General features: G+C 28.8%; 13 protein-coding genes. All 13 read left to right on the top strand.

Annotated features, from left to right (window positions below):
- The first annotated feature begins 18 nt into the window (after positions 1–18).
- The 13 genes from mltG to OIO11_RS16465 all read left to right on the top strand — a co-directional run bounded on the left by mltG (position 19) and on the right by OIO11_RS16465 (position 12880).
- Positions 19–1035 (top strand): endolytic transglycosylase MltG, encoded by a 1017-nt coding sequence (gene mltG, locus OIO11_RS16525; protein ID WP_268072566.1) that lies wholly within the window; start codon positions 19–21, stop codon positions 1033–1035.
- 52 nt (positions 1036–1087) lie between these two features.
- Positions 1088–1744 carry an O-methyltransferase gene (locus tag OIO11_RS16520; protein WP_268072565.1) on the top strand — a complete coding sequence of 219 codons (657 nt, stop codon included), beginning with the start codon at positions 1088–1090 and terminating at the stop codon, positions 1742–1744.
- Positions 1737–2966: a peptidase U32 family protein gene (locus tag OIO11_RS16515; protein ID WP_268072563.1), complete on the top strand. Its 1230-nt coding sequence runs from the start codon at positions 1737–1739 to the stop codon at positions 2964–2966. Before OIO11_RS16520 ends, OIO11_RS16515 begins: the two co-directional genes overlap by 8 nt.
- Positions 2963–3586 carry a uridine kinase gene (udk, locus tag OIO11_RS16510; protein ID WP_268072562.1) on the top strand — a complete coding sequence of 208 codons (624 nt, stop codon included), beginning with the start codon at positions 2963–2965 and terminating at the stop codon, positions 3584–3586. The genes OIO11_RS16515 and udk overlap by 4 nt, the downstream gene beginning before the upstream one ends.
- Before the next feature lie 66 nt (positions 3587–3652).
- A complete protein-coding gene (locus tag OIO11_RS16505) occupies positions 3653–5311 on the top strand; it encodes a penicillin-binding transpeptidase domain-containing protein (RefSeq protein ID WP_268072561.1) in 1659 nt (552 codons plus the stop codon).
- A gap of 66 nt (positions 5312–5377) precedes the next feature.
- On the top strand, positions 5378–6082 hold the full coding sequence (sigK, locus tag OIO11_RS16500; RefSeq protein WP_268072559.1) for an RNA polymerase sporulation sigma factor SigK: 705 nt from the start codon (positions 5378–5380) through the stop codon (positions 6080–6082).
- A 180-nt stretch (positions 6083–6262) separates the two neighbouring features.
- Positions 6263–7318, top strand: a complete 1056-nt coding sequence (locus tag OIO11_RS16495) for a type IV pilus twitching motility protein PilT (RefSeq protein ID WP_326497946.1) — start codon at positions 6263–6265, stop codon at positions 7316–7318.
- Between the two features lie 292 nt (positions 7319–7610).
- Positions 7611–8867 carry a cell division protein FtsA gene (gene ftsA / locus OIO11_RS16490; RefSeq protein WP_268072558.1) on the top strand — a complete coding sequence of 419 codons (1257 nt, stop codon included), beginning with the start codon at positions 7611–7613 and terminating at the stop codon, positions 8865–8867.
- A 16-nt stretch (positions 8868–8883) separates the two neighbouring features.
- A complete protein-coding gene (ftsZ, locus tag OIO11_RS16485; protein WP_268072557.1) occupies positions 8884–10011 on the top strand; it encodes a cell division protein FtsZ in 1128 nt (375 codons plus the stop codon).
- A 150-nt stretch (positions 10012–10161) separates the two neighbouring features.
- Positions 10162–10956 carry a sigma-E processing peptidase SpoIIGA gene (gene spoIIGA, locus OIO11_RS16480; RefSeq protein WP_268072556.1) on the top strand — a complete coding sequence of 265 codons (795 nt, stop codon included), beginning with the start codon at positions 10162–10164 and terminating at the stop codon, positions 10954–10956.
- Positions 10957–10970: 14 nt separating this feature from the next.
- Positions 10971–11678, top strand: a complete 708-nt coding sequence (gene sigE / locus OIO11_RS16475) for an RNA polymerase sporulation sigma factor SigE (RefSeq protein ID WP_268072555.1) — start codon at positions 10971–10973, stop codon at positions 11676–11678.
- Positions 11679–11750: 72 nt separating this feature from the next.
- A complete protein-coding gene (sigG, locus tag OIO11_RS16470; RefSeq protein WP_268072553.1) occupies positions 11751–12524 on the top strand; it encodes an RNA polymerase sporulation sigma factor SigG in 774 nt (257 codons plus the stop codon).
- Between the two features lie 101 nt (positions 12525–12625).
- Positions 12626–12880 carry a YlmC/YmxH family sporulation protein gene (locus tag OIO11_RS16465; protein ID WP_268072552.1) on the top strand — a complete coding sequence of 85 codons (255 nt, stop codon included), beginning with the start codon at positions 12626–12628 and terminating at the stop codon, positions 12878–12880.
- Positions 12881–12918: the final 38 nt, after the last annotated feature.

Here is a 12918-nt window from a genome sequence, read left to right as displayed (position 1 = left end):
TTTTTATGAGGTGAATCCATGAAAAATAAAAAGGTATTTACCGCAGTCATAATTGCTATATTATCTATAGCAGGCTTGATAACATTTAAAATTGCTAATCACATAAAACATCCTTTTAATACAAAAACTGGTGTAGTACCAGTTTTTGTACATAAAGGAGATTCTTTGTTTAATATTATTAGTGAATTGGACAATAATGGGCTGATTAAAAATGAGTATTTAATTAAATTCTATATTAAAAATAAGAAACTAGATACAAATATTAAACAAGGTAAATACTCAATACCTAATAGTGTTTCTATTAATGAATTTGTAGAAATTTTGAATAAGGGATTGAGTGATAACTATTCCATTCGCGTGACAATTCCAGAAGGGTGCGATATTGAAGGAATAGCTGATATAATAGGTAAAAGTGGTATACTTTCTAAAGATGAGTTTATTAGAAGCTGCATAGAATATAAAGTGCCTTCTTTTATAAAAAACAGAGATGATATAAAATACGCTTTAGAGGGATACTTATTTCCTGATACATATGAGTTTCAAAAGGGAACTAATGGAGAAAAGATCATCCATGTGATGTTAAATAGATTTCAAGAAATATTATATAAGATTGAAAAAGAGGAAAATAAGAAAATTGACAATTTACAAGAGTTAATTACTGTTGCATCTATAATAGAGAAAGAAGCTAGAGTAGATGAGGATAGAACTAAAATCGCATCAGTATTTGTTAATAGATTGGATAGAGGTATGATGCTTCAGACGGATGCCACTGTACTATATGCTATTGGGGAGCATAGACGTAAATTATATTTAAAAGATTTAAAAATTGAATCCCCTTATAATACGTATAAGGTTAAAGGGCTTCCGCCAGGGCCTATATGTTCTCCAGGTAAAGCATGTATTAAAGCAGCATTAAATCCTGAAACTACAGACTACATTTATTATGTATTGCAAGATGAAAGAAAGCATTATTTTACTAATAATTATAAAGATTTCTTAAAAGCAAAAAATATGTACAAAAAAAAGGATAAATAATTTAAGAATTTAAGTTATGACAGAAAAAATGCTTAGGTTTGGAGGAAAACTAATGAGTGGAATAGCACATGATTATATGATTGAATATATAAGAGAGTTAATTCCGGAAGAAGAGGGGAGTTTAAAAGAATTAGAACATTATGCAGAAAAAAATAGAGTGCCTATAGTTCAAAAAGAAGTTGCAAATTTTTTGAAACTTATGGTAACGATGCAAAAGCCTAAAAGTATTCTGGAATTAGGTACTGCAATAGGATATTCATCTATTCTTATGTGCCTGTCTTCGGGAGGCACAAACAAAATAACAACAATTGAAAGAGATCCTAAAATTATCAAAATTGCAGAAGAGAATATAAAAAAATATGGTTTTGATGACAATATAAATGTACTTGAAGGAGATTGTATAGAAGTCCTTGAAAAATTAGAAGGTAAATATGATATGATTTTTATGGATGCGGGTAAAGGACATTATAATCATTTTTTACCTCATTGTTTAAGATTATTGGATAAAGATGGTGTTATTATTGCAGATAATGTATTGTTCAGAGGTATGGTAGCTTCTGATGAATTATTGCAGAGAAGAAAAATTACCATTGTAAAAAGAATGAGAAATTACTTAGACTTAGTATCAAAAGATAAAAACCTTATTACTACGGTAATACCTATGGGTGATGGTATTGCAGTTACAACGAGGAGGAATACTGATGAATAGACCAGAAATACTAGCTCCTGCCGGAAATTTAGAAAAATTAAAAACAGCTATTGATTTTGGAGCAGATGCTGTTTATTTAGGAGGAAGTAAATTAAATTTAAGAGCTCTAGCTGATAATTTTGATAATGAGAAATTAAAGGAAGGCTTGAAATATGCTCATGATAGAAATAGAAAGGTTTATGTAACAATCAATGTATTTCCACATAACAATGATTTAGAGGGACTTGAAGAATACTTGATAGAACTTTATGAGATGGGTGTAGATGCAATAATAGTATCTGATCCAGGTATTATAAGTACGGCTAGAGAAATAGTTCCTAATTTAGAATTGCATTTGAGTACTCAAGCTAATAGTGTAAACTGGAAATCTGCATTGTTTTGGCACAATATGGGAGTTAAAAGAATAGTTTTAGCTAGAGAACTATCTTTGGAAGAAATAAAGCAAATTAGAAATAAATTACCAGACAGTTGTGAAATAGAAGCTTTTGTACATGGTTCTATGTGTATTTCTTATTCAGGACGCTGTTTATTATCCAATTATATGACAGGAAGAGATTCAAATAGAGGATTGTGTGCTCAACCATGCAGATATGAGTATTATTTAATGGAAGAGAAAAGACCAGGAGAATATTTTCCGGTATATGAGGACGAAAAAGGAACTTACATCTTAAATTCTAAAGATTTATGCATGATTAAACATATACCAGAATTAGTTGAGTCGGGCATTCATTCATTTAAAATAGAAGGAAGAATGAAGAGTTCATATTATGTTGCTTCTGTTGTAAAAGCATATAGAGAGGCGCTAGATTCATATTTTGAAAATGCAGAGGAATATGAATTTAAAGATAAATGGATGGAATATTTAATGAAGCCAAGTCACAGAAATTATTGTACTGGATTTTATTTTGAAGAGAAGAACATTGAAACATATGAATCATCTTCATATGTAAGAAATTATGATATAGTTGGAATTGTTAAAGAATATAATCCAAATAATTTTACAGCTATGATAGAACAGCGAAATAGAGTGTTTGAGGGAGAACGGTTAGAAGTTTTAAGGGCAAAAGAAGATAGCTTCCAAGTAGTATTGGAAGATATGAGAGATAAAAATGGCAATAAAATTGAAGCAGCACGTTCAGCACAGATGATATTCACTGCAAAAACTAGTGTTGAGTTAAAAGAAAAAGATATTTTAATAAAAGCTAGGGAGAATGACATATGAAGAGACCAATTTTAATAGGAATTACAGGAGGTACAGGTTCAGGGAAAAGTACTATTGCTAACAAAATTTATGAAAGCTTTAGCAAAAAATGTATTGCTATGATTGAACAAGATTCTTATTATAAGGATCAAAGTCAGTTAACCTTTGAAGAAAGAATTAAAACAAATTATGATCATCCAGATGCTTTTGATACTCAACTACTTGTGGAACATCTAAAAGAATTATTAAATGGACAAACTGTTCATAAACCCATATATGATTTTAAGCAGCATACTAGAAAAAAAGAGATTGTAGAAGTTCAGCCAAGAGAAATAATAATTGTTGAAGGAATACTTATACTTCAAGAGCCAGCTATAAGAGAATTATTAGATATAAAAATTTATGTTGATACAGATGATGATGTTAGAATTATTAGGAGAATATTAAGAGATATAAATGAAAGAGGAAGAACTGTGGAATCTGTAATTGAACAGTATTTGGACGTAGTTAAGCCTATGCATACTCAATTTACAGAGCCTACAAAGAGATATGCAGATATAATTGTTCCGGAAGGTGGACAGAATAAAGTTGCCATTGATATTTTGGTGTCTAAAGTAAAACAAAGCTTATTAGAAGAATAATAAGAAAAATATGGAATAAAACACTCGGTTTTAGGTTATAATTTGCCTAGAAGGGGTGTTTTTTTTATGAATGGTAAAGGATATAGAAAACGTGTATATATAATTTTTATGATATTTTTATTAATGTTCATATTGTTAATAGGAAAAATAGTTATTTATCAGTATGTTCATTCTCCTAAACTAAAGACTATGGCAGATAATCAATATCATTATAAAGAAAAAGTAAGAGAATTGAATTACTCACTTTTAGATTCTAATGGCAAAGACTTGCTAAAATATTGTAATGAATATTATGCTGTTATAGATCCGTATAGCTTTATTTTAAATAATTACTATACTAAAAAAAATGATTTGTATGCGCTTAATATAATTCTTAAAAACTATAATAAAGAATATGATATAGATAAAATAGATTTAAAAAATAAAAATGAAAAAATAAAATTTAAAATTGATGAAACAACATATAATGAATTATCAAAAATTAAAGAAATAAAAGGGTTTTATACATATAACTATGTAAAGGTAAATAGACAAAATGGATGGTGGAATGTTGAAAATCTATTAACTAACATATATAAAATTAATACTAATGGGGAAAATGAAGAGAAGAGTGAAAATTCTATAGAATATCAAATAAGAGAAAAAACTAAAAAAAATGAATTTATATATAATATTTTTAAGAAAGATGTTAATGGAAATATCTATAATGAGTATCTGACACAGCCTAAAAATAATGTTTATGTTAGATTGACACTGGATAAATATTTACAAGATACTGTAAAAGATATCTTAAATAAAAGTGACTACAATATGTATAGCCAGATAGGTGTAGTTTTAATGGAGAGTAGTACTGGTAAAATAAAAGCTATGGTTCAAAAGGATGATTTAAAACCTAATATAAATCTTGGTGTTTCAACAAATCACGGTTTTTTTCCAGGTTCTATTTTTAAGGTTATAGTGGAAGAAATTGGATTAAAAACTGGAAAAATATCATTAAATCATAAGTATAATCTTAATCCTGATTTAAGTAAGAGATATAAAGGGCATGAAAATAAAGAAAGTATGAATTGTGGTGAAGCTTTAATTCAATCTTCTAATGATATCTATGCACAAATTGGAATAGATGTTGGAATCAAAAATATCAAAGCATTTGCTGAAAGACAAGGATTGACTCATAAGGTGCTAAATTTTGATGAAGAAACATATGGAAGTTTTGAAGGTAATGACAATGAAGTTGGAGATGTAGAATTAACGGCCTTTGGTCAAAAACAAAGAATAACGCCTATTGAAGCAATAAGTATACCTAATACTGTTATAAATAAAGGAATTTATGTTAAACCATATTTAATAGATGCTTATGTTAATGAAGATAATATACCTATTGAAGAATTCCATACTGAAGAAAAAAATAGTATAGGTGTTGATATAGCAAATATCTTAAGAAACCAAATGATTAAAGTAGTGACATCATTACATGGTACTGGAAAAGAAGCGAAGATTGATAATATTCAAGTTGGAGGAAAAACTGGTACGGCTGAGAGACTAGAAGGAAAAAATAAGTTTTATGATGGATGGTTTGCAGGATTTTTCAAGGTAGGTGAAGAATACTATTCAATGGTTGTTTTTGTAGAAGATATCGGGTACGATAAGAGTGCTGGAAATACGGCTGTACCTATTTTTAAAGAAATTATAAAAAAAACTTATGATTATTTAAATAAATTTTAGGTGTACATGCAAAATTATTATTATCAATCATATTATAATAATAAGCACTGTTAGGGGGATATCCTTGTGTTTTTTATTAATTGTTTGATTGATGTAATTGGGAATATGACTTTTCTAACTGCCTATGTAAGTAATGGAACTTCATTTCCACAGCCGCTGGATGAGAAAGAGGAAAAATACTATTTAAAAAGACTTAAAGATGGAGATGTTTTGTCTAAGAGCATTTTAATAGAAAGAAATCTTAGACTCGTAGCCCACATTGTAAAGAAATATTCTTATCCACATAAAGATATTGATGATTTAATATCAATTGGTACAGTTGGGCTTATTAAAGCCATAGATTCTTTCGATAGTTCAAAGGGAACAAGACTTGCAACATATGCTGCAAGATGTATTGAAAATGAAATATTAATGCTTATTAGAAATACAAAAAAAATTAAAAGTGAAGTTTATCTTCAAGATCCTATTGGAGTAGATAAAGAAGGTAATGAAATTTCTCTAATGGATGTTTTAAGTAGTGGTGATGATTCTGTTATTGAAATTGTTGAAAATCGTATACAGATAAAAAAACTTTATGATAAAATAAACGATTGTTTATCTGAAAGAGAAAAGATAATTATAAAAATGAGATATGGACTTACAGATGGAAAACCAAGAACCCAGAGGGAAATAGCTAAATTATTAGAAATATCTAGATCCTATGTATCAAGAATAGAAAAAAGAGCATTGAAAAAATTGTATAAGGAATTTAATTCTATAAATCAAAAATGAAAGATTTGTAAAGATAGTTGGCATATGATGCCAACTATTTGAAATTATTTTATTGAATATAAAATGATTTTGGGTGTTAAAATTTGTAGAAAAACTACGAAAATAATAAGTGTAAGGGGAAAAAGGTCATATTTGTTTTACAAGAATTATTTATGTAACAAATAATAGGAGGAAATTAAGTTGATGACATTAAATGAACTATTGGAAAAAACTGCAAAAGAAAATGCATCTGATTTACATTTAACCGTTGGAATTTCTCCAACAATAAGAGTGAATGGTCAACTTACTGGTATTGGTGAAAAAAAATTAACTGCAGCTGATACATTAAGGTATGTAAAGGAACTTTTAGGTGATCGATATGATGAATATGATAAAAAAGGAGAAATGGATGTATCGTTGTCTTTACCAGGAGTAGGAAGATTTAGGGTAAATGCATACAAACAGAGAGGCAGTGATGCTGTTGCAATAAGAGTAGTAGCATTGAAAATTCCTACTTTAAGTGAAATAAAGATGCCTTCAGTAGTTAAAGAATTAACTAAAAAACAAAGAGGACTTGTACTTGTTACGGGACCAACTGGTAGTGGAAAAAGTACAACACTGGCAGCAATGATAAATGAAATTAATACAACAAGAGCAGCTCATATAATTACTTTAGAGGATCCAGTTGAGTATTTGCACAAGCATAACAGATCTATAATAAATCAAAGAGAAATTGGAAAAGATACTTTATCATATAAAGATGCTCTGAGAGCTGCTTTAAGAGAAGATCCAGATGTTATTCTTGTAGGAGAAATGAGAGATCTTGAAACTATATCAATAGCTATTACTGCAGCTGAAACGGGACATCTAGTTTTATCTACATTACATACTATAGGTGCAGCAAAAACAATAGATAGAATTATAGATGTTTTTCCGCCATATCAACAGCAGCAAATTAAAATTCAGCTTGCAGCTGTACTTCAAGGTATTATTTCGCAGCAATTAATATTAAGAAATGATGAAAAAGGTAGAATAGCTTCATTAGAAGTTATGATGGTAAATTCTGCAATTCAGAATTTGATTAGGGAAGGAAAAACACATCAAATACAATCTGCTATTCAAACAGGAAGTAAATATGGCATGAAAACTATGGATATGAGTCTTGTTGATTTATATAAGCAAGGATTAATTTCTTATGAAAATGCTTTAACTGCATCTATCGATAGAAATATGATGAAAAGAATGATAGAAATATGATGAAAAGAATGATAGAAGTATAAAGTAGTTAAGTTATAATTAATAAGTTATATATTTTTCTGAGTAAAATTACTCGTAAAAGATGGTATATGTATAAAATTTATGATAAAATTATCAGTAAGGTAAAAAAAGAAAAATGGAAAAAGATTACATAACAGTATTTTGTTTAGTATTATATTTGAAAAGAATCATATTAAATACAAAAAAGTATAGAAATTTAAAGGAAAAAGGATTCTTATGTTGAATATATATTTTAGAGGATAGAGGATTTCTGTAAGGGAGGGAAAACCAGATGCACGAATATATAGTTGGGCTTGATATCGGATCATCAAATGTATATGGTGCTGTTGGAAAAGTGGATAATGAAGGCGAAATCCGAATAATTGGAATTACTGCTGTAAAATGCAATGGACTAAAAAAGTCTGTTGTAGTTGATATAGATAGTACCTCTCAATCAATTAAGGAATGTATTAAAAACCTAGAGAGAATGGTAGACATTAGTATTTCTGATGTATATATAACTTTGCCAGCAGGAATTAGTGAATTAGTTTGGAATAAAGGTATTGTGGCTGTGTCCTCTGATGATAAGGAAATTAGAGAAAATGATGTATTAAGAGTGCTTGATGCAGCAAGATTAATATCTGTACCTCAAGATAAAGAAATTATTGGTGTTGTTCCACATCAATATATAGTAGATGGATATGATCATATTATTGAGCCAGTAGGAATGAGTGGTATGAGACTTGAGGTAGATGCTCAAATAGTATTAGCGCAGAGTACAATAGTAAATAATCTTAGAAAAAGTATAAATAGGGCAGATATTCACATTGCTGGAGAAGTTCTTCAACAGCAAGCAATTTCGCAAGTTGTTTCTACTAAGGAAGAAATTGACAGGGGTGTTGCGTTTGTAGATATTGGTGCTCAAACAACAGATATTTGTATTTATAAAAGAGAAAATCTTTGTTATACTAGTATGGTACCACTTGGTGGTGATAACATCACAAATGATATATCGGTCTGTTTAAAAATTCCATTTGCCGAAGCTGAGAAAATTAAAATTAGATATGCCGATTTAAGTAATGAATATGATGAAGAAAATAAAAAAATATCTGTGAATGCAGGGTATAATCATTCTATAGAAGCGGATCTTGGTTACGTACATGATATAATTGAAGCAAGAATTGAAGAAATATTATATTATGTGAGGGACAAGCTCAAAGAAAGCAAATATGGGAATGAAATTTCTGGAGTAGTTATAGTTGGGGGTGGATTAACTTTATTTAAAGGTATTAATGGATATGCTTCTAAAATTTTAGGTAAATCAGTTAAAAGTGGTTTCCCAAACTATATTGGTGCTGCAAGTCCAATATATGTTTCATCCGTAGGTATTATTAAAGATGTTGCGAGTTCCTTACGAATAAATAAGAATTTTGAAAAATTTGAAAAAGAAGTTAGTAGTAATTCAAAAATAAGAACTGATGTAAATAAAAAAGAAAATAGTGATAGTTTAGTATCAAAACTAAAAGAATTTTTTGCAGAGTTTTTTTAGTAAGGAGGTTATTATTGTGCTAGATTTTGATGTTGATGTTCAACAATTTGCTCAAATAAAAGTAATAGGTTGTGGTGGCGGAGGAAATAATGCTGTTAATAGAATGATTAAAGAAGGTCTTAAAAATGTTGAATTCATTGGTATAAATACAGACAAGCAGGCATTAGCAGTTTCTCAAGCATCACAAAAAATACAAATAGGTGATAAGTTAACTAAGGGATTAGGGGCAGGCGCTAATCCAGAAATAGGAAGAAAGGCTGCCGAAGAAAGTAAAGATGAAATTGCTCAGTCCATAAAAGGAGCTGATATGGTATTTATAACAGCTGGTATGGGTGGTGGAACAGGAACTGGTGCTGCACCTGTTGTGGCTGAAATTGCTAAATCACTCGGAATTTTAACAGTTGGAGTTGTGACAAAACCTTTCCCATTTGAAGGTAGAAAGAGAATGCTTCATGCAGAGTTGGGAATTAAAAATTTAAAGGATACGGTAGATACTTTAGTAACAATTCCTAATGAAAGACTTCTTGCTATGGTTGATAAGAAAACTTCATTAGTAGAAGCTTTTAAATTTGCTGATGATGTATTAAAACAAGGTGTACAAGGTATATCCGACTTAATTACCATTCCAGGTCTTGTAAACTTAGATTTTGCTGATGTAAGAACTATTATGGTAGATAAGGGATTGGCTCATATGGGTGTTGGACAAGGAACTGGTGACAATAGAGCACAGGAAGCAGCAAAACAAGCAATATCCAGTCCACTTTTAGAAACTTCCATTATGGGGGCAACAGGAGTTTTGCTAAATGTTACAGGTGGATCAGATTTAGGATTGCTTGAAATAAATGAAGCTGCTGAAATAGTTCAAGAGGCAGCAGATGCAGATGCTAATATTATTTTTGGAGCAGTAATAGATGAAAATTTAAAAGATGAAATTAGAATTACAGTAATTGCAACTGGTTTTGAAGAAAAGATGGAAGGTGAAAATTTAGTGCCTCCATTAAAAGAAAAAGAGAAAGAAAAAATATTTACTAGTAGTAGTGAAGAACATAAAACTTCATATGAAGAAGCAGCAGTTTCTAAAGAAAAAGAATATGGTCAAGTTGATTTAGAAGTTCCAGCTTTTTTGAGAAGACATCACAGATAAAAAAGTGCTTATATAAGCACTTTTTTTTTTACAAAGAAATTAATGACAAAATATGGAAATAAATGTAGAGTATTAAAATGTGTTGGAGTATATAAAATGACAAAATTTTGAAAAAGATAGTTATATAATTATTTAAAAGGGGGAAGGGAGTTGGTAGTTTATATAGATATAATCTTTATTGAAAATCTCATAGTTAATTTATTTTTATTATATGTTACTGCTCAAACTTTAAAAGTCAGAATAAGAATGCTGAGTATTTTTTTATCAGCTGTTGTAGGAAGTTTATATGCTGTAACAACAATATATACAAAGTTTAGATATCTATCATATATACCGATTAAATTTATAATTGCCGTAATTATGATATTAATACTTTTTAGAAAAAAAGATTTTTGGTTTAATATAAAATCCACTATTATACTTACTTTATATTCAATGCTTTTAGCAGGGGTATGTATATTTATTGAATTCAATAAGAATATAAGTATAAGTATGAAGTATAATAGTTTTTCTTACAAAATATTGTTAGCTGCACTAATGATTATATATATAGTTGTACATAGAATAATTGTTTATGTAAAAGACAGGCAAAATATAATAAGATTAATATTTGAAGTTGAAATAGTTACCGATAAATTTCAAAAGAAAGTTAATGCATTTATGGATACAGGTAATGGACTGAGAGAACCTGTTACAAATTTACCAGTTATGATTGTTGAGAAAGAAATTTTTAAAAATATAAATATCAAAGAAGAAGAAAAATTTATTATTCCATATAGAGTGGTTAATGGTTATGGAGGAAACTTAGAGGGGTTTAGACCCAAATTAATAAGGGTATTTAAAGAAAGTAAGGTTCAAGATTATCAGGTTATAGTTGCATTTTGTAATGGCAAATTAAGTTCTTTAAATGAGTATAATGCATTATTAACTAGAGATATTCTTTGAGGAGGGGTGAGTTTTTGCTAAAATTAAGTGTTGTCTTAAACAGAATATTATCTAAATTTAAAATTTTTTTTGGAAAAGTATATTTTATTGGTGGAAATGATGCGCTACCACCTCCACTTACGAAAGATGAAGAAGAAAAGTTAGTTGGTAAAATAATAAATGGTGATGAGAGTGTAAGAACTATATTAATTGAGAGGAATTTAAGGCTAGTAGTATATATTGCGAGAAAATTTGAAAATTCAGGTATTTTAGTTGAAGATTTAATATCAGTTGGAACTATAGGTTTAATTAAAGCTGTTAATACTTTTGATCCAGAGAAAAAAATTAAATTAGCAACCTATGCTTCAAGGTGTATTGAAAATGAGATATTAATGTATTTAAGAAGAAATAATAAAATTAAAGCAGAGATTTCATTTTATGAACCACTTAATACGGACTGGGATGGAAATAAGTTGTTATTGTCAGATATTTTAGGAACTGATAATGATATGGTTTATAATTTGATAGAAGATGAAGTGGATAAACAATTATTGTTTATTGCTATGAGAAAATTAAGTGAGAGAGAAAAAGAAATAATTAAATTGAGATTTGGACTGAACGGTTGTGGAGAAAAAACTCAAAAACAAGTAGCAGACATACTTGGCATATCTCAATCATATATTTCTAGGTTGGAGAAAAGAATAATTAAAAGATTAAAAAAAGAAATCAATAAAATGGTATAGATTGTCCTTGGTATAAAAATTAGTTTCTCAGGGGATAATTAGAATGCGACTACTCTGAGGGAGCTGATTTTTATGATGATAAATAAAGTGGAGATTTGTGGAGTGAATACTGCAAAACTACCTATTTTAAAAGAACGTGAAATGAAAGAATTGTTATTAAAAATGAAGGACGGTGACTCAATTTCTAGGGAAAAATTTATCAGAGGAAATTTAAGATTGGTATTAAGCGTAATTCAAAGATTTAATAATAGAGGCGAAAATGTAGACGATTTGTTTCAAGTAGGGTGTATTGGATTAATAAAATCTATTGATAATTTTGATTTAAGTCAAAATGTTAAATTTTCAACGTATGCTGTTCCTATGATTATAGGAGAAATTAGGAGATATTTAAGAGATAATAATTCAATAAGAGTCAGTAGATCGTTGAGAGATATAGCATATAAAGCTTTACAAGTAAGAGATAAACTTGTAAATAGGGAAAATAAAGAACCTACTGTTTCTCAAATCGCAAAAGAACTTAATATTCCAAGAGAGGAAGTTGTATTTGCCCTAGATGCTATTCAAGATCCAGTGTCACTATTTGAACCAATCTATCATGATGGAGGAGATGCTTTGTATGTTATGGACCAAATTAGTGATAGTAAAAACATTGATGAGAGTTGGCTTGAAAACATATCTATAAAAGAAGCTATGAAAAAATTAAATGATAGAGAAAAATTAATATTAAATATGAGGTTTTTTCAAGGACGTACCCAAATGGAAGTTGCTGAGGAAATAGGTATTTCACAAGCACAAGTTTCAAGACTTGAAAAAACAGCATTAAAGCATATGCGTAAACATATATAAAATAGAGCTTATAGGCTCTATTTTTATTTTTAAAATAATATATTAAATAGCTTGTACATATATTATATTATTGATGGAAAATAAGAAAAGGAGGAAGTAAAATGGATTTTTATTCAATAAACAATTTAAAATTGATGGAAGTTATAGATATAAATACTGGTTGTAAAATAGGATATATAAGAGATTTCAAAGTGGATTGTAATGAATATAAAATAATTTCGATAATAATACCAGCAGAAAGAACATCTTGGTTTAACAAAAATAGTTATATTGAAATTTCATGGGAAAAGATTGTAAAAGTTGGCGTTGATGTAATTTTAGTAAATGAAAATATGATTGATATAGATAATAAGTAGTGGTAATTTATATGAAAAAAAGGTATAATGTTGAATGT

The organism is Clostridium sp. ZS2-4 (assembly GCF_026719745.1).
Classification (GTDB): Bacteria; Bacillota; Clostridia; order Clostridiales; family Clostridiaceae; genus Clostridium_H.
This window is presented reverse-complemented; position numbering and strand designations above follow the sequence as displayed.